General features: G+C 65.2%; 16 protein-coding genes and 1 rRNA gene. 10 read left to right on the top strand and 7 right to left on the bottom strand.

Annotated features, from left to right (window positions below):
- The first annotated feature begins 15 nt into the window (after positions 1-15).
- From H290_RS0112585 to H290_RS0112560, 6 genes are all read left to right on the top strand, one after another.
- Positions 16-1317, top strand: a complete 1302-nt coding sequence (locus H290_RS0112585) for a nicotinate phosphoribosyltransferase (protein ID WP_020107169.1) — start codon at positions 16-18, stop codon at positions 1315-1317.
- Between the two features lie 55 nt (positions 1318-1372).
- A complete protein-coding gene (locus tag H290_RS0112580) occupies positions 1373-1966 on the top strand; it encodes an isochorismatase family protein (RefSeq protein ID WP_231373608.1) in 594 nt (197 codons plus the stop codon).
- 10 nt (positions 1967-1976) lie between these two features.
- A complete protein-coding gene (locus tag H290_RS0112575; protein ID WP_020107167.1) occupies positions 1977-4079 on the top strand; it encodes an ATP-dependent DNA helicase in 2103 nt (700 codons plus the stop codon).
- Positions 4080-4191: 112 nt separating this feature from the next.
- Complete coding sequence (locus H290_RS0112570) at positions 4192-6198, top strand: maltotransferase domain-containing protein (RefSeq protein WP_028463115.1); 2007 nt, start codon at positions 4192-4194, stop codon at positions 6196-6198.
- Complete coding sequence (glgB, locus tag H290_RS0112565; RefSeq protein WP_020107165.1) at positions 6195-8426, top strand: 1,4-alpha-glucan branching protein GlgB; 2232 nt, start codon at positions 6195-6197, stop codon at positions 8424-8426. The genes H290_RS0112570 and glgB overlap by 4 nt, the downstream gene beginning before the upstream one ends.
- A 17-nt stretch (positions 8427-8443) precedes the next feature.
- Positions 8444-9892 (top strand): hypothetical protein, encoded by a 1449-nt coding sequence (locus tag H290_RS0112560; protein WP_155976830.1) that lies wholly within the window; start codon positions 8444-8446, stop codon positions 9890-9892.
- Between the two features lie 25 nt (positions 9893-9917).
- Here H290_RS0112560 and H290_RS0112555 read toward each other — a convergent pair whose 3' ends face one another.
- Genes H290_RS0112555 through H290_RS0112540 form a run of 4 tightly spaced genes read right to left on the bottom strand, consistent with a single transcriptional unit; the run spans position 9918 to position 13676 of the window.
- Positions 9918-10844, bottom strand: coding sequence for a tetratricopeptide repeat protein (locus tag H290_RS0112555; protein WP_028463113.1), 927 nt, complete (start codon positions 10842-10844; stop codon positions 9918-9920).
- A gap of 47 nt (positions 10845-10891) precedes the next feature.
- Positions 10892-12097: an MFS transporter gene (locus H290_RS28455; protein ID WP_020107162.1), complete on the bottom strand. Its 1206-nt coding sequence runs from the start codon at positions 12095-12097 to the stop codon at positions 10892-10894.
- A gap of 41 nt (positions 12098-12138) precedes the next feature.
- Complete coding sequence (locus H290_RS0112545) at positions 12139-12474, bottom strand: DUF3817 domain-containing protein (RefSeq protein ID WP_020107161.1); 336 nt, start codon at positions 12472-12474, stop codon at positions 12139-12141.
- A gap of 14 nt (positions 12475-12488) precedes the next feature.
- On the bottom strand, positions 12489-13676 hold the full coding sequence (locus H290_RS0112540) for an acetyl-CoA C-acetyltransferase (protein WP_028463112.1): 1188 nt from the start codon (positions 13674-13676) through the stop codon (positions 12489-12491).
- Between the two features lie 67 nt (positions 13677-13743).
- On the opposite strand from H290_RS0112540, the gene mce reads away from it, so the two are divergent.
- The 3 genes from mce to H290_RS32020 all read left to right on the top strand — a co-directional run bounded on the left by mce (position 13744) and on the right by H290_RS32020 (position 15658).
- Positions 13744-14223 (top strand): methylmalonyl-CoA epimerase, encoded by a 480-nt coding sequence (mce, locus tag H290_RS0112535; RefSeq protein ID WP_020107159.1) that lies wholly within the window; start codon positions 13744-13746, stop codon positions 14221-14223.
- Positions 14224-14340: 117 nt separating this feature from the next.
- Positions 14341-15420 (top strand): hypothetical protein, encoded by a 1080-nt coding sequence (locus H290_RS0112530; RefSeq protein ID WP_020107158.1) that lies wholly within the window; start codon positions 14341-14343, stop codon positions 15418-15420.
- 52 nt (positions 15421-15472) lie between these two features.
- Positions 15473-15658, top strand: a complete 186-nt coding sequence (locus H290_RS32020; RefSeq protein ID WP_155976829.1) for a hypothetical protein — start codon at positions 15473-15475, stop codon at positions 15656-15658.
- Between the two features lie 43 nt (positions 15659-15701).
- Here the strand turns inward: H290_RS32020 and nucS are convergent, their stop codons facing one another.
- The gene (nucS, locus tag H290_RS0112520; protein WP_020107156.1) at positions 15702-16400 is read right to left on the bottom strand and encodes an endonuclease NucS; all 699 of its coding nucleotides are present in this window, start codon (positions 16398-16400) and stop codon (positions 15702-15704) included.
- Positions 16401-16468: 68 nt separating this feature from the next.
- Between nucS and H290_RS0112515 the strand changes: the two genes are divergently transcribed.
- Positions 16469-17005 (top strand): NUDIX hydrolase, encoded by a 537-nt coding sequence (locus H290_RS0112515; protein ID WP_020107155.1) that lies wholly within the window; start codon positions 16469-16471, stop codon positions 17003-17005.
- 26 nt (positions 17006-17031) lie between these two features.
- On the opposite strand, the gene glsA is transcribed toward H290_RS0112515, so the two are convergent.
- Entirely contained in the window at positions 17032-18429 is a 1398-nt protein-coding gene (glsA, locus tag H290_RS0112510) for a glutaminase A (protein ID WP_020107154.1), read from the bottom strand.
- Positions 18430-18576: 147 nt separating this feature from the next.
- Positions 18577-18693: ribosomal RNA gene (gene rrf / locus H290_RS0112505) — 5S ribosomal RNA — on the bottom strand.
- Positions 18694-18722: the final 29 nt, after the last annotated feature.

The raw sequence follows: 18722 nt of genomic DNA, 5'->3' as shown, positions 1-18722 counted from the left end.
CCTAGGGTACCGATAGTGACCGCATCGAAGACAGCGCTGCTGACCGACCAATACGAGCTCACCATGATCGCGGCCGCGCTCGCGGGTGGAAGTGCGCACCGCACCTGCACGTTCGAGCTGTTCGCGCGGCGACTCCCCGATGGTCGCCGGTACGGCGTTGTCGCTGGTACCGGGCGTCTGGTCGAGCAACTTGCCGAGTTCACCTTCGGCCCCGACGAACTGGCCCTCGTCGAACGGTTCCTCGACCCCGAGACGCTCGACTGGCTGAGCAGATACCGGTTCTCCGGAGATATCGACGGGTATCCGGAGGGCGAGTTGTACTTCCCCGGCTCCCCGATCCTGACCGTTCGCGGCACCTTCGCCGAAGCGGTCGTCCTCGAGACCCTGGCCTTGTCGATCCTCAATCACGACAGTGCCATCGCCTCGGCGGCGGCCCGGATGGTCACCGCGGCCGGTTCCCGTCCGATCATCGAGATGGGATCACGCCGCACCCACGAGCAGGCCGCGGTGGCATCGGCGCGGGCCGGCTATCTCGCCGGGATGTCGGCGACGTCCAACCTCGAAGCCGCGCGCCGGCACGGCATCCCCAGCACCGGCACCAGTGCGCACTCGTTCACCCTGTTGCACACCACGGCCGACGGCCCGGACGAGAAGGCGGCGTTCGCGTCACAGATCGCGCGTCTCGGTGTCGGGACCACACTTCTCGTCGACACCTACGACATCCGCCAGGGTGTTGCCAACGCCATCGAGGTGGCCGGCACCGAACTCGGCGGCGTGCGCATCGACTCCGGCGATCTGGGCATGCTCGCCCGTCAGGTTCGCCAGCAACTCGACGATCTGGGCGCCACCAAGACCAAGATCATCGTCTCCGGCGACCTCGATGAGTACGCCATCGCGGCATTGCGCGCCGAACCGGTGGACGCCTACGGGGTCGGCACGGCGCTGGTCACCGGGTCGGGGTCACCGACCGCCGGAATGGTCTACAAGCTGGTGGAGGTCGACGGCATCCCGGTGGCAAAACGCTCCAGCCACAAGGAATCTCGCGGCGGCGCGAAAGCCGCACTGCGGACGGCGAAGCCGTCGGGCACGATCTTGGAAGAAGTCGTGTACCCCAGCGGATCCGCCGCCCCCGGCCTGCCGGCACCGTCGCGGCCGCTGCAGATCCCGCTGATCCGGGGTGGCAAACCGGTCGACGGGCTACCTACCCTGGAAGAGTCCCGGCAGCACCTGGCCGCGGCCCTTGTCAGTCTGCCGTGGGAAGGTTTGGGTCTGTCCCGCGGCGAACCGGCAATACCTACGCGCTTCATCACCCCGTAGGCGCAGTGTTTCACCCGGTAAGGATCATGTTGTCTCATCAAGTAGGGAATCTGTTGTGAGCGAACATATTCGAACTGCATTGCTGATCGTCGACGTGCAGAACGACTTCTGCGAGGGCGGCTCGCTGGCGGTATCCGGAGGCAGCGACGTCGCAGCCGCGATCACGCTTTACACGCAGCGCGATCACGGCTACCTGGCGATCGCAGCGACCCGCGACCACCACATCGACCCGGGAGATCACTTCTCTGACAACCCCGACTACGTCAACAGCTGGCCCAGGCATTGCGTCGAGGGCACACCGGGCATGGATTTCCATCCCCGATTCGATGCGTCCATCGCCGATGCGACGTTCTCGAAGGGCAAGTACAGCGCGGCATACTCGGGCTTCGAGGGCGCCGACAGCAATGACGTGATGCTCGGCGACTGGCTCCGTGACCGTGAGATCAACGCCGTCGATGTGGTCGGGCTCGCGACCGATCACTGCGTCCGTGCCACCGCCCTCGACGCCGTCGCCGCCGGGTTCACCACCCGCGTCCTGCTCGGTTACTGCGCAGGCGTCGGCATCGACACCACCGATGCCGCTGTCGCCGAGATGAGCAATGCCGGCGTCACCATCGTGCCGCCGTCGCTGGGAGATCACGTCCGATGACAGACCCGCAGTGAGTTCGATACCCGAGGTACCCGACCTGCTCGCCGAGGCCGTCTCGGCACTCGGCGGCGCCCGGCGCGACGGCCAGCTGAAGATGGCCTCTGCGGTGGCCCACTCCATCGACACCGGCGAACATCTGGCCGTCCAGGCCGGCACCGGTACCGGCAAATCGCTGGCCTACCTGGTTCCCTCATTGCGTCATGCCGTCGACACGGGCAAGACCGTGATCGTCTCGACCGCGACCATCGCGTTGCAGCGCCAGCTCGTCGATCGCGATCTGCCACGGACCTCTGAGGCGCTCACCAAGGCGCTCGGCCGGGCACCGGAGTTCGCCATCCTCAAGGGTCGCGGAAACTACCTGTGCCTCAACAAGATCCACGCCGGGACGATTGATGAATCCGCCGACGACGATCTGTTCAGTGCCGGCGGTCAACCCGATCCGTTTGCCGCCTCCCGACTGGGCCGTGAGGTCACCCGCCTGCGCGAGTGGACCTCCGACACCGAGACCGGCGACCGCGACGACCTTGTCACCAGCGTCTCCGATCGCGCGTGGCGGCAGGTCAGTGTGACCGCCCGGGAATGCCTCGGCGCCACCAATTGCTCATACGGCGCCGAATGTTTCGCCGAGAAGGCAAAGGCCAAGGCCGGTCAGTCCGACCTGGTGGTCACCAATCACGCGCTGCTGGCGATCGATGCGATGAGCCCGGCCGCGATCCTTCCCGAACACGATGTCGTGGTGGTCGACGAAGCGCACGAACTCGCCGATCGGATCACCTCGGTGGCCACCGCCGAGATGTCGGGCGGATCCATTGCCGGTGTCGCCCGGCGTTGCGGGAGGCTCATCGACGACGAGCTGTCCGACGACATCGCGGGCAGCAGCGAGCAGATCGAGATACTGCTCGACGAACTCGCACCCGGCCGGTGGACGGGTCTGCCCGACGGCGCGCCGCTGGCCCTGTCCTCGCTGCGCGATCGGCTGTGGAAAGCCCACACCGCCATCGGTCCGGCCCGCCGCAGCGGTGAGCTCGACGCCGATGCCAGTGCCGCCCGATCGGCAGCACTGACCGCGCTGGAAGAAATGCACGACACTGCTGTCCGGATCCTGGGCGCCTTCGACGATCCCGATCCGGCCCGGCGGCCCGACGTCGTGTGGGTCGCCGAGGAGCTCGTCCGCGGCGACCGCAAAAAGGTTCTGCGGGTGGCACCTCTATCGGTGGGCGGACTGCTCCGCGCGTCCCTGTTCGCCAACGCCACCGTGATCCTCACCTCCGCGACGCTGACCGTCGGCGGTTCGTTCGACGGCCTGGCCGCGGAATGGGGCCTGCCCCCGCACCGGCCGAGTTCGGACGACGAGTCCGAGCCCGAAACGCAGGCGACCAAATCGGCGCAGAGCATCACCGCCATCGGCAAGCCACCGCCATCCGACAAGAAAAAGATCATCTGGAACGGCGTCGATGTGGGCTCCCCCTTCGACCACCAGAAGGCCGCGATCCTCTATGTGGCCCGTCACCTCCCACCACCGGGCCGCGATGGCCTGTCGCCCCGCATCGTCGACGAGATGGTCGAACTCATCACCGCTGCGGGCGGTCGCACACTGGGCCTCTTCTCGTCGATGCGCGCGGCCAAGGCCGCGGCCGAGGCGGTCCGCGGCCGCATCGAGCTCCCCGTGCTCTGCCAGGGCGAAGGAGCCACCGGCGCCCTGGTGAAGGAGTTCGCGGCCGACGAGAGCACCTGCCTGTTCGGCACCCTGTCCCTGTGGCAGGGCGTCGACGTCCCAGGGCCGTCGCTCAATCTGGTGCTGATCGATCGCATCCCGTTCCCGCGGCCCGACGATCCGCTGTTGCTGGCGCGCCAACAGGCGGTCGAGGCCCGTGGCGGTAACGGCTTCATGGCCATCGCCGCCGGCCACGCCGCACTGCTGTTGTCCCAGGGCACCGGCCGACTGCTGCGATCCACCTCCGACCGGGGCGTGGTGGCCGTCCTCGACTCACGTTTGGCCACGGCCCGATACGGCAACTATCTACTGGCGTCGTTGCCACCCTTCTGGCGGACCTCGGATGGGCAGCTGGTCCGTGGAGCCCTGAGCAGATTGCACGGGGGCACCACGCCCTGAAGGTCGCCGAGCCCCAGCCGAACCGGCCGCGGTCGCATACGGTGGTAGCGACAGCGATGACAGTGCAGCACCCTCGAGAACCAGTTGAAAACATCGAAAGGTGGCACAGAAGGTGATAGGGCGCATCGGGATCGATGACATAGCCCCCGTGGTCTCCTCAGGTCAGTTCTCCGCGAAAGCGGTTGTTGGAGAGACCTTCCCAATCAGTGCAACAGTGTGGAGGGAAGGCCACGACGCCGTCGCAGCCACCCTGCATGTAGACGGGCCGGCACGTAGCAAGACCATTGACGTCCGAATGTCGCCGGGCGCCGAGCCCGACACGTTCAATGCCCTGTTCACACCGGACGCGATCGGCTACTGGTCCTACCGGATCGATGGCTGGAGCGATCCCTTCGCGACCTGGCGCGACGCGATGGACAAGAAGCTCGCCGCAGGTCAGGGCAGTGCCGAACTCGCCAATGACATCGAGCGCGGCGCACGTCTGCTCGAGAAGGCACTCGACATCGTCCCGCCGAGTGATCGCGAGCTGTTGACCAGCGCGATCACGGCATTGCGTGACCAGCACGCCGCCCTTCCGAGTCGTGTCGGACCGGCGATGTCCCAGCCCGTCAGCACCCTGCTGATCGATTACCCGGTTCGGGAGCTGGTCACCAAGAGCCGCACCCACCGCATCTGGGTCGACCGCGAGCGGGCGTTGTACGGGTCCTGGTACGAGATGTTCCCCCGGTCCACCGGTGGCTGGGACAACGAGGGACGCCCGGTGCACGGCACCTTCCTCACCGCCGCCGAAGACCTCCCCCGGATCGCCGACATGGCCTTCGACGTGGTCTATCTGCCGCCGATCCATCCGATCGGCGAGGTCAACCGCAAGGGCCCCAACAACTCCGTCACCGCCGCACCCGGCGACGTCGGTTCCCCCTGGGCGATCGGATCGGCCGACGGCGGACACGACGCGATCCACCCGCGTCTGGGCACCCTCGACGACTTCATCTACTTCCGCGAGCGCGCCGAAGAACTCGGCATGGAGGTCGCCATCGACCTGGCGCTCCAGTGCGCGCCCGACCACCCCTGGACCACCGAGCATCCCGACTGGTTCACGATCGAACCGGACGGCACGATCCGGTATGCGGAGAATCCGCCCAAGAAGTACCAGGACATCTACCCCCTCAACTTCGACGACGATCGCAACGGGATCTTCCGCGGCGTCCTGAAGGTTGTCCTGCACTGGGTCGCGCAGGGCGTCAAGATCTTTCGGGTCGACAACCCGCACACCAAGCCACCGGACTTCTGGGAGTGGCTCATCATCGAGGTGAAGAAGCGGGACCCCGACGTGCTGTTCCTCGCCGAGGCCTTCACCCGTCCGGCCCGCCTCTACGGTCTGGCCAAGCTGGGGTTCACGCAGTCGTACACGTACTTCACCTGGCGGACCGCCAAGTGGGAGCTCACCGAGTTCGGCAACGAGATCGCGGACAGGGCCGACATCGGCCGCCCCAACCTGTTCGTCAACACCCCGGACATCCTCCACGAGAGCCTGCAACACGGTGGTCCCGGCATGTTTGCGCTGCGGGCCGCGCTGGCAGCCACGTTGTCGCCGACCTGGGGTGTCTACAGCGGCTACGAATTGTTCGAACACCGCGCCGTCCGTGAAGGTAGCGAGGAGTATCTGGATTCGGAGAAGTACGAGCTGCGCCCCCGCGACTACAAGGGCGCGGCCAGCCGGGGCGAATCCCTCGAAGGCTGGATTCGCTCACTCAATGAAATCCGCAGGCGCCACCCGGCGCTGCAGCAGTTGCGGTATCTGAAGTTCCATCACGTCGACAACGATGCGCTCATCGCGTTCTCGAAGTTCGACCCGCACACCGGCGACACCGTGGTGGTGGTCATCAACATCAACCCCTACGGCGCCGAGGAATCAACCGTGTGGCTGGACATGCCCTCGATCGGATACAACTGGCACGACCGGTTCAGCGGAATCGATGAGGTCACCGGCGAGAGCTTCCACTGGGGTCAGTCGAACTATGTCCGGCTCGAACCCTGGCGCTCCGTTGCCCACATCGTCGCACTGCCGCCCATGCCCGAATCAGCGCGCAGCGCACTCGCGTTCAGGACTCCGTCATGACCACTCCGTCAAAACCCTCGAATACCCCGAAGACCGCACCCGACGCCACCATCGAGCAGTCGGAGCTGAGCAGACTGCTCGACGGTACCCACCACAATCCGCATGGGATCCTCGGCGCACACACCTCGGGTGAGTTCACGATCCTGCGCACCCTCAAGCCCGACGCGGTCTCGGTGAGTGCTGTGATCGGCGGTGTCGACCATCCACTCACACACCAGGATTCGGGACTTTTTGTCGCGACGGTGCCGTACCCGGAACTCATCGACTACCGGTATCGGGTCACCTATCGCGATGCGGAATCCGGCGTCGACCGCGAGTTCGTGGTCGCCGACGGATACCGGTTCCTTCCGAGCCTGGGCGAACTCGACATCCACCTGTTCACCGAGGGCCGGCACGAGCGGTTGTGGGAAATCCTCGGCCCGCAGGCACGGCTCTATTCGACGCCGGACGGGGACGTCGAGGGCACCAGCTTCGCCGTCTGGGCACCGAACGCCCAGGGCGTCACCCTCATCGGCAGCTTCGACGGCTGGCGCGGGCACACCGCGCCGATGCGAAGCCTCGGTTCGAGTGGGGTCTGGGAAGTGTTCGTGCCCCACATCGGGCCGGGAACAACCTACAAGTTCCGGATCACCGGCAACGACGGAGTGGCCAGGGAAAAGGCCGATCCGATGGCGCGGGCCACCGAGATCCCGCCGGCCACCGCCTCGGTGATCCCCGAGACCCACTTCGAGTGGAGTGACGCCGAGTGGGTGGCCCAGCGCGAGAAGCTGGTAGCGGTCAAGGAACCGATGAGCGCGTACGAGGTACATCTCGGGTCGTGGCGTCAAGGTCTCAGTTACCGCGAACTCGCCGACGAACTCGGCGCCTACGTCAGCGAACTCGGCTTCACCCACGTCGAGTTGCTCCCGGTGTCGGAGCACCCATTCGGTGGATCGTGGGGATATCAGGTCACGTCGTATTACGCACCGACCTCGCGTTTCGGCAGTCCCGACGACTTCCGGTTCTTTGTCGACCGCCTGCACGAACTGGGGATCGGTGTCCTGGTCGATTGGGTTCCCGCCCACTTCCCCAAGGACGCCTGGGCGCTGGCCCGCTTCGACGGCACCCCGCTCTACGAACACGGTGACCCGCAGCGTGGTGAGCAACTCGACTGGGGCACTTACGTTTTCGATTTCGGACGCCCGGAGGTCCGCAACTTCCTGGTCGCCAACGCGCTCTACTGGTTCGACGAGTTCCACATCGACGGTCTGCGTGTCGACGCCGTCGCATCGATGCTCTATCTCGATTACTCCCGGCCGGACGGCGGCTGGTCCCCCAACGTCCACGGGGGTCGCGAAAACCTCGAGGCCGTGCAGTTCCTGCAGGAGATGAACGCGACGGTGCACAAACACCATCCCGGTGTGGTGACCATCGCCGAGGAGTCGACGTCCTGGCCCGGTGTCACCCGCGACACCAATCTGGGCGGACTCGGCTTCTCGATGAAGTGGAACATGGGCTGGATGCACGACACGCTCGGCTATCTCGGGCGCGATCAGATCCACCGCAGTTTCCACCACCACGAGATCACGTTCTCCCTGATGTACGCGTGGAGCGAGAACTTCGTGCTGCCCATCAGCCACGACGAAGTGGTGCACGGCAAAGGCACCCTGTGGACACGGATGCCCGGTGATTCACAAACCAAGGCGGCCGGCGTCCGGACACTGCTGTCCTACATGTGGGCGCATCCGGGCAAACAGTTGCTGTTCATGGGCCAGGAATTCGCGCAAACACCCGAATGGTCGGAGAACCGCAGCCTGTCGTGGGAGCAACTCGAAGGCTGGGAAGGTGAGCTGCACGTCGGGGTCAAATCACTTGTCACCGACCTCAACAGCATCTACCGTCGGCATCCCGCGCTCTACAGCCAGGACATCACACCCAGCGGATACTCCTGGATCGACGCCAACGACACCGCCGGCAACATCATCAGCTTCCTGCGGTGGGGATCCGATGGCTCGGTGGTGGCGTGTGTCTTCAACTTCTCGGGCACCACACGCACCGACTACCGGGTCGGACTTCCGATCGCCGGACGGTGGAACGAGATCCTCAACACAGATGCACCGGGTTACGGCGGATCCGGCGAAGGTAATCTCGGCCAAGTGATCGCCAACGACGAAACGTGGCACGGACGCCCTGCATGCGCCCGCCTGACATTGCCTGCCAACGGAGCCATCTGGATCGCGCCGGCCTGACGGCGCCGGGGGCATCGGTGATCACACGAAAAATCTCTTGGATCTGTGCGCTGGTGGGTATCTGCCTGCTGGTGTCGACCGGGTGTGCCAGTCGCGATGAGCGGGTGATCGTCGACGGTGATCCGGTGTCGGTGTACTCCGACGCGTTCACGGTCGCCGGCCTCCCGGTCAGCGACGGGCCCAATGGTGTGCGGGAGGGCGCCGAAGAACCGGTGCTCGACATCGACAATGCGGACTCCGGTGAGATCGACACCCTGATGGCTGCCGCCCTGTTGGACCTCGAGTCCTACTGGAAGCAGGCGTTCGAGCCGGCGTTCGGTGAGGAGTTCAAAACCGGGCTCGGGTTTGTGTCCTGGGATGCCGAGGCACCCCGCAGCGCGGCGGTGAACTTCTGCGGCGACTCGACCTACGGACACGTCAATGCCGCCTTCTGCCCGCCCCGTGACCAGATCGGCTGGGACCGCGGCGTTTTGATGCCCGCACTGCTCGACGAGTTCGGGCCGATGGCTCCGGTCACGGTCATCGCACACGAATACGGCCACTACGTCCAGATGCTCGCAGGTATAGACGACGAGGCCTCACCGATCGTCAGCGAGCAGCAGGCGGATTGCCTGGCCGGCAACTTCATCCGCTGGATCGCCGAGGACAAAGGTACATACCTGCAGATCAACACCTCCGACGGACTGAACACCGCAGTCGCCGCCCTGATCTCGGCCCGGGACAGCGAACGCGGGCAATCCGATCACGGCACCGCGTTCGAACGGGCGCACGCCTTCGAAACCGGATTCGGCAACGGTCCGCAGCGGTGTGCGTCGATCGACGCGATCAGCGTCGACGACATGCGCGACGCGATGCCGCCGCGTTTCGACAATTCCGGCAGCATCGACACAACACCGTTCAGCGAGGGTGGGCTGGAGTCGGTGATCTCGTCGGTGGAGGGGTTCTTCGCCCTACCGCCCGACGTCCGGCCGGCCGTGGACACCGATGCACGCAGCACTGAGTGCCCCGCGATCGACACGGTCGGCGTCGAGCCTCCGGTGGCCTTCTGCCCCGCCACCAACACCGTGTCGATGGACTCGTCGGAACTCGAGTCGATCGCCACCAACGGAACCAGCGGCCCGTCCGGGCTACCGAGTTTGATCAGCGGCGACTTCAGCGCCTACTCCCTGGTCGCATCCCGCTATTCGATCGCCGCCCAGCAGGCCCGCGGTCAGGCGATCGACCAGCCGGTCGCTGCGGCGCGAGCCGCGTGCGCCACCGGTCAGTGGGCCCGATCCACCGCGGACGCCGGCACCTTCACCCTGCGCGGCGGGGACCTCGACGAGCTGGTGTCCGGACTGCTGATCAGCGGCGCGGTGGCCAGCGATGTGACCGGCCGCGCGCTTCCCAGTGGGTTCTCCCGGATCGCGGCGTTCTCGGCCGGTTACTTCAACACCGACACCGGATGCTCCCGCTACGACCCCTAGGCCTGACCGGCCCGGGCAGCAGCGGTCAGTAGAGAGCCGTTGCGAGTTTGCGCCGCGCCGCGACCACAAACGGTTCGGCCGGATCGAACAGCTCGAAGAGTTCGAGGAGCCGGGCCCGCGCAGCGCTGCGGTCGTCGCCCGCAGTCCTGGCAACAACCTTGACGATCCGGTCGAATGCGGCCTCGGGCTGCTGATTGAGCAGTTCGATGTCCGCGGCGGCCAGTTGCTTCTCGAGGTCGTCGGGCGCCGCGTCGGCAACGTCGGCGGGGTCATGGGCCTGTGCCCGCGCGACAAACGTGAGGTTGCGAACCAGCGAGGCGGCCTCCACATTGTTCGGCTCAGCGGCGGCGATGGCTTTGTAATCGGCGAGCGCACCGTCGATGTCGCCGACGTTGAGTTTGTCCTCGGCCGCGGCCATCCGCGGGTCGACAGGCTCTTCGGCCTCGTCGCCGTCCTCGGCTGCCGGGACACCCGTGATCGCCGCGCCGTGCTGGGTCATGATGTCGTCGATCCAGCCCTGAATCTGCGCTGCCGGCTGTGCGCCCGCAAACGCCGACACTGGTTGTCCGCCGGCGATCGCGACCACGGTCGGCACCGACTGCACGCCGAACAATTGCGCGATGCGCGGGTTGGCATCGACGTCGACCTTCGCGAGTACCCAGGTGCCACCGGATTCGGCGGCCATCCGCTCGAGGGTCGGCGACAACTGCTTGCACGGGCCACACCACGTCGCCCACAAGTCCACCACCACGAGAACCTGCGACGACCGGGCGACAACCTCGGTCTCGAAGGTTTCCTCCGTGACGTCGTAGACAGCCGGGAAAGCTGCTCCCCCGGCCGGGCCCGGAGCCGACGACGATGCGGCCGCGGGTGGCGGGGTGGGCCGATTCGCCTGTGCGCGTTGCGCCTCGGCCCGTTCCTTGAGAACGGAAAGGTCCACGGCCCCGGACATCGCCGCTGCCGCACGGGCAGCCGCCTGCTGACTTTGTTGCGGTCTGGTCATTGCTCCAGTTTGGCACGGTCTTCGGCGAGGTGGCGGCTGGGTCCGGTTGTCCGAGGTCCGGTGTTGCGGGGCCGGACCACGGGCGCAAAAACGATGGCAACAACCAGCCCGGCCACCGCAAACCACAACGCACTCCCGAGAGAGAACCAGTGGCTCAGCGGCCCGATGACGGCCGGGCCCGCCAGCATCCCGACATAACCGGTCCCGACAACCACCGAGATGATCTGCCCGCTCGACGCAGTCGTCACGTTTCCGGCCGCGGTGAACAGCTGTGGAACCCCGCCCGCGATGCCGAGACCGAACACCGCCCACCCGACGATGCTCAACGGGGCAGTGGGTGCGCAGATCGCCAGCGCCATCCCGGCGACCGCGACGGCCGCACCACCGCGGACCACCGCCACCGGGCCGAACCGCGCACTGACCGCATCGGCCGAGAAGCGGAAGATCACCATCGAGGCGCTGAAGGCACCGAACGCCACTGCACCCACCGCTGCGGAGGTACTGAAGTTTTCCACGATGTAGAGCGCACTCCAGTCGTAGGCAACACCTTCGGCGAGCATGAGCATGAAAGCAACCAGGGCGAGTACCGCGATCCGGCCCCACGGCCGGCGCTCGACGGTCTCGCTGACCTTGTCCCGATCAGGTGTGCCCACTTCATCGCCGGCCCGGCCTGGCATCAGGTCGCGTGAGAGGACCACTGCGCTGAGCAGGCCCAGGGCACTGAACGTGCCCAATACCGCCATGAGCGGCACGTCCAGGGCCAAACCGACCGCCACAATGCCGGCACCGACCAGACCGCCGACCGAGAAGTATCCGTGAAACGACGACATGATGGGCCGTTTGTAGGCGCGTTCACACAGCACGGCCTGGGTGTTCATCGAGACGTCGAGGGCACCGTTGCAGAAGCCGAAGGCGACAAGACCCACTGCCAGCGATGCGGTGCCGGTGGCCAGACCGGGTAACAGGATCGCCAGCGACAACCCGATCGCACTGACCACGGTGGGCCATTTCGATCCGATGCGGTCGGTCAGCGGCCCGACCAGCTGCATTGCGACGAGCGCCGATCCACCGATCGCCAGCAGCAGAAGACCGAGCGTGGCGTGGTCGACCCCGGTCCGGGCCCCGATCACCGGGATATGGGCCACCCACATCGCGGCCAGTAGCCCGTTGAGGCCGAAGATGCACGAAACCGCCACCCGCACCCGAAGATTCGGGTGCGCGATGGCGGTTTCGGGTTGTGTTGTCAGGCTGCTGCGACCTTCGACGGAGCTTCCACGTCGTCGAGATGGCCCTTACGCTTCGCCCAGATCTCGAAGACCAGCGTGCCGAACGGTGGAATACTCGCCACCAGTGCCAGTCCGGTGGTCGTGAGGGTCCACTTCAGGCGCCACGCTGTGAACAGCGAGACCACGACGTAGACCACGAACACGATCCCGTGGGTCATACCCGGGATGGCGATGGCCTCTTCATGGCCGAGCACCCACTTGAAGAACATCGCGATCAGCAGCGCGAGCCAGGTGACGGCCTCGGCGATCGCGACCACGCGGAAAACCTGTGCGGTCAGCTTTGCAGAAATCATTCGGTGCGCCGACTTCACTTCTTGGGAACGGTGAGGATGAGCGCATCACCCTGGCCACCGGCACCACAGAGTGCCGCCACACCGGTGCCGCCGCCGCGGCGGCCGAGCTCGAGTGCGAGGTGCAGCGTGATGCGGGCGCCGGAAGCACCGATCGGGTGACCGATGGCGATGGCGCCACCGTTGACGTTGACCTTGTCCTCGGAAATCCCGAGTTCCTTCGCCGAGGCCAGGCCGACGGCCGAGAACGCCTCGTTGATCTCGTACACGTCGAATCCGGCGGGATCGATCCCGGCCTTCGAGGCAGCCTTGCGGATGGCGTTGGCCGGCTGGTGCTGCAGGGTGGAGTCGGGGCCGGCGACGACGCCGTGGGCACCGATCTCGGCGATCCACTCGAGGCCGAGGGCCTGCGCCTTGGCCTTGCTCATCACGATGACGGCAGCGGCGCCGTCCGAGATCTGCGAGGAGTTACCCGCGGTGATGGTTCCGTCCTTGCGGAAGGCCGGACGCAGACGCGACAGCGACTCGACGGTCGTATCGGCGCGGATGCCCTCGTCTTCGGTGAACAGGACCGGATCACCCTTACGCTGCGGGATCGGCACCGGCACGACCTCGTCGTCGTACACGCCGTTCTTCCACGCGATGGCGGCACGCTGGTTCGACTGGGCGGCGAACTCGTCCTGCTGCTCACGGGTGAACTTCTCGACGTCGTTCTGCTGCTCGGTGAGCGCGCCCATCGGCTGATCGGTGAAGGGATCGTGCAGACCGTCGTAGGCCGTGTGATCAACCAGCTCCGTGTTGCCGTACTTGAAACCGTTGCGGCTGCCCTGCAGGATATGCGGCGCCTGAGTCATCGATTCCTGTCCACCGGCGACGACACATTCGAACTCGCCGGCGCGGATGAGCTGATCGGCCATGGCGATCGCGTTGATACCCGACAGGCACATCTTGTTGATCGACAGAGCGGGGACATCCCAGCCGATGCCGGCCTTGACCGCGGTCTGCTTGGCAGGCATCTGACCCGCACCGGCACCGAGGACCTGACCCATGATGACGTATTCGACCTCAGAGGCCGGGACGTTGCCCTTCTCGAGCGCACCGCGGATGGCGATCGCGCCGAGATCCACTGCACTGAAATCCTTGAGCGAACCCATCAATCGACCGATCGGGGTTCGAGCTCCGGACACTATTACCGACGTTGTCATCTTGTTCTGACCTCTCTGAAAGCTGGCTGAATCGTCGCTCAACTACCCCCGAGGTTACCTTTAGGCCATGAGCACATCCGAACAGAACCCCCAGTCAGCGGCCCTGGCCACCATCGGCGAGCTTGTCACCGCCATCGATCACGTCGGGATCGCCGTGCCCGATCTCGAGGCCGCGAAAGCCTGGTACCTCGAAAACCTGGGCCTGGTCACGCTTCACCAGGAAACGAATACGGCCCAAGGTGTGGTCGAGGCGATGGTCGGCCCCGCCGGTGCCGACAAGTCGCACGCCCTCATCCAGTTGCTGTCGCCGATCGATGAGACGTCGACCATCGCCAAGTTCATCGACCGCAACGGCCCCGGACTGCAGCAGATGGCCGTCCGCGTGACCGACGTCGAAGAGGTCACCCGCCGCCTGGTCGCCAACGGTCTGCGGGTCCTGTACCCCGAGGCGCGCCACGGCACGGCGAACTCCCGGATCAACTTCATCCACCCCAAAGATGCCGGTGGAGTCCTCCTCGAACTGGTCGAACCGGCCGCCGCGCACTGAATCGGACGCTTGACGTCGCCGCCCGGGCCACGAACGCGGGTTGCAGCCTGGTAACTCCTGTGCAGCACCCCGTGTTCACGTCCGGCACCGGCGGCGACACAGCGTAAAATCGCTGCCATGCCAAATAACGAGGCCACATCTGCCAGCGGCCTGCCATTTGCCACGGTCATGCGCGGTTACGACCGGGACCAGGTCACCGATTTCTTCCGTCGCTTCGACGCGGAAATGCGGGTAATTGCCGCAGACCGCGACGCCGCGACGGCCAACGCCCGCGAGCTCGCCGAAAATCTCGCAATCGCACGCGACGACATCGACGAACTTCGTCGTGAGGTCAACCGGCTCTCGGTACCGCCCACCACCGTCCAGGGGATGAGCGAGCGCGTCTCGAGCATGCTGCGCCTGGCCTCCGACGAGGCGTCCGAGATCAGGGCACAGTCGGAAGCCGAAGCGGCTGAGATACTTTCGATTGCTCGCCAGGAAGCCACCGAGCACCGTGCGGAGATCGCGCGCCAGAACGAGGAGCTCGACCGACGTCGCGAGGCGATGCACGCCGAGCATGAGGCGACGATGAAGGCCGCCCGCGAAGAAGCCGAACGCATTGTCGCCGAGGCCACCGCGCAGGCCGAGGAACTCGATGCTCGCGCGCAGGGCAACCGCGAGCGGATTCAGGAAGACTTCGACGTGACGATGGCCGCCCGCCGGTCCGACGCGATCGCCGCCGCCAACAAACTCGAGACCGACAGCAAGAACGAAGCCCGCGAACGGCTCGAGACCGCCCGCGCCGAAGCCGAGAGCCTGCGACAACGCGCGGCCTCTGCCGCAACCGAAAGGGTCACGCGCTCACAGGAAGTCACCGAACAGGTGCGTGCGCTGCGAAGCCGGATGCTGTCTCAGCTCGCGGAGATCCGCAGCCAACTCGACGACGTGCCACAGCTGCTCGCCGAGGTCGAGAACGAGCCCGAACTGCTCGATCCGAACACCACCGGACTCCTCAACAAAGAGCTCTCCGACAATGCGCGTCTCGAAGAATCGTCGCCGGCCGACAACAACACCGACAAACACGTCGGACCGTCCACATCGGGTACTGCCGAATCGAACGCCGCCGAATCAGATGATTCCGAATCAGACAGCGCCGAGACCGAGAGCGAGCCCGATAGCAAGGACACTCCCGACCGGGTGAGCGCCTCCTACCGATAGGACGCTAGCGACGCGACCCCCGTTGCCCACGTCGCCAGCAACCGGTGTGCCAATGGCGGCGATCATCGACATGGGTATCGCCGCCCTGTCCTTCGAACCAGTGGTCATCGACAGGCCAGGCCACCACATGCGGAACACCGACCGTGATGGTCTGGTTGCACCCCGGGCATCGGTAGATCTTGGTGGCACGCTGGCCCGCAATCGGCCGGACGTAGTAGTCGTCGCCACCGGGGCCTGATTCGATCCGTTCCATCACTCGCCGGTTCTCTGGAGCCTGGCCACTAAAAGAGCCGGAATTCGGTGCTCTCGGTACCCCGCAGCTTGTCGTAGTCGAGCGTGACGCAACGGATTCCGCGATCATTGGCGAGTGTTTTGGCCTGCGGCTTGATCTGCTGAGCCGCAAAAATACCCTGAACAGGCGCCAGCAACGGATCGCGATTCATCAGTTCCAGATAGCGGGTCAGTTGCTCCACACCATCGATCTCACCGCGTCGTTTGATCTCTACCGCAACCGATACTCCGTCCGCGTCGCGGCACAGCAGGTCAACGGGGCCGATCGCGGTCATGTACTCACGCCGCACCAGTGAATAGCCGGTTCCGAGCGTCTCCACATGTTCGGCGAGCAGCTCCTGCAGGTGGGCTTCGACACCGTCCTTCACCAGACCCGGGTCGACGCCGAGCTCGTGGTTCGAATCGTGCTCGATCTCGGTGATGGTGATCCGGAGTTCCTCGCCCGCCTTGTTGGTCACCACCCAAAGTTGCGTTCCATCAGCGTTTTCCGGCGAGTCAACGGTTTCCGGTGTGGTCTCGACCAGCCAGCATGGCGGGCTCATCCAGTTCAGGGGCTTGTAGGCACGATCGTCGGCGTGCACACTCACTGAACCGTCGGACTTGATCAACAGCAGTCGGCGAGCTTTGGGCAGATGGGCGGTGAGCCGTCCGACATAGTCGACCTGGCATTCGGCAATAACAAGACGCACGACAACTACCTTAGGCCCGCGGCCGTCATGCGCGACGCCCCCGTGCCGTGCACCCGTCATATTCTGATGTGGTGTCGATCGAGCGAGTGTCCTCAGCCGAAATCTATGCCAATCCGTGGTTGTCTCTCCGCGAGGACAAGATCGTTCGTTCCGACGGCAGTTCCGGTATCTACAGCGTCGTCGACAAGCCGGCGGGCGTCATCGTCATCCCTCGCGAAGATGGCCGCCTGTATCTGGTCGAACAGTTCCGGTACGCGATGAACGCGCGGCGATGGGAGTTCCCCGCCGGCACCGCACCCGACCGGCAACACATGGCGGCCCCGGCTCTGGCCGAACGCGAACTCTCCGAGGAGACCGGCCTGCGGTCGGGTCGGCTGACGCAGATCGGAATCGTCGACGTGGCACCGGGATTCAGCAGTCAGCGACAGTCCGTGTTTCTCGCCGAGGAGCTGAGCGCCGGCCCCACTGCCCGCGAGCACGAGGAGCAGGACATGGACGGACGATGGTGGTCAAGTGATGAGGTGTGGACAGCGGTCGCTGACGGCGAGATCTGCGACGCTCAGACCTTGGCAGCGCTGACCCTCCTTCGGGTGCACGACCGGTAAGGGCCGAGGCCCCAACAAATGGGCCGCTACGAAGGTTCTTTTGCCATCTCCAGCAACGAGTCTTCGGCCCGCGTCAGGGCTTCAGTCATGGTCTGCACCACCGACTCCGCACCCCGCCTCGCCTCCGACGCATGCGCGCCCTTCTGGACCACAACGGAGTCCGGATCGAAGATCACGCCGTCACGGCCGGATGCCCGCAAATTCTGGCTCGACCCGACAAGCATTGCCCGCGACACCTCGTCGATCTGATCGACCCGGCTCATGTCCAGGATGGCTACATCGAAACTCGATGCCGACGCCCGCAGCCGCCGCAGAACGCTCTCCATTCCGGAGAATGTCAGATCACCTTGCAACTCGTACACGCGAATACGGTTCCGCTTGCCGTTCAAGAACCGGCGTTCCTCCGGTGTCCGGTCGGTCTCGATGTCGAGTTCTTCGGCGTCGTAGTGGGAGCGAACAGTGACCCGGCTCTCGCGGGTCACGTTGAAGATGTGCAGGCCGAGATCAGAGGAGAGTCGTTTACAGGCACTGACTCCGCGGACGCTGTTGCCGTGTTCGTCGAGGAGCGGCGAATACACTCCGATCCCCAACTGGCCCGGCAGTACCGCCATGATGCCGCCCCCGACACCACTCTTTGCCGGCAAACCCACCGAGGTCACCCAGTCGCCGGCCCCGTCGTACATTCCGCAGGTCGTCATCACGCTCAGGACCCGTTGCACGACATTCTGTCCCAGCGCTCGTCGCCCCGTTCGGGGGTTCACTCCACCATTGGCCAGGGTTCCGCCGATGACTGCGAGATCGTCCGTCGTGACGATGACCGAACATTGGCGGAAGTACAGGTCGATGGTGTCCTCCGGCGGCGCCTTCAGCGTTCCGAAACTCTGCAGCATGAATGCGATGGCCCGATTGCGCGCCCCACTGCGCATCTCCGACTCGTACACCTCGGTGTCGAGCGACAGCTTGCGTCCGGCGCATGCGCCGTAGAACTCCAGCAGTTCGGCAAACGCCTTGTCGACGTCGGGCTGAGCTTCGAGCAGCAGTGACGCCGACAGGATCGCCCCGGCGTTGATCATCGGATTCCGGGGCCGACGCTGCGAGTCGACGCTGATCTCATTGAACGCCTCACCGGACGGTTCAACTCCGATTCGTTCGTCCACCGCAGTAAAACCCTTGTGGGTCAACGCGAGTGCGTACGTGAGCGGCTTCGACACCGACTGGATGGTGAAGCCGATGCGGGCATCGCCGATCGAATAGACGTGACCCTCATGCACCGCCATGCTCAGGCCGAATCCATTCGGGTCAACTCTCGTCAACTCGGGGATGTAGTCCGCCAACGCCCCCTGCTCGCCGACAGCACAGCTGTCGTGAATGAACTGGAGGTAGGACTCGACCAGTGAAGGTCCGAGGGATGCCGGCAAGGTCATGGGTTCATCTAATCAAGAACCCGACCGAACTGGGATAGAACGGACATGGATCGACCAACAGCATCGACGGTGAACACAGGCCGGGGATAGCAAAATACCCCGTATTCGTAGTCCGGGGACTGTGAATACGGGGTATTCGCAAATTGTGTTCGGCGGTGTCCTACTCTCCCACACTGATTAGGGTGCAGTACCATCGGCGCTGGTAGGCTTAGCTTCCGGGTTCGGAATGGGACCGGGCGTTTCCCTACCGCTATAGCCGCCGTAACAATGTGAAACAACCAGTAAGTCACAAA

This window comes from Nocardia sp. 348MFTsu5.1, from assembly GCF_000383535.1.
Classification (GTDB): Bacteria; Actinomycetota; Actinomycetes; order Mycobacteriales; family Mycobacteriaceae; genus Williamsia; species Williamsia faeni.
This window is presented reverse-complemented; position numbering and strand designations above follow the sequence as displayed.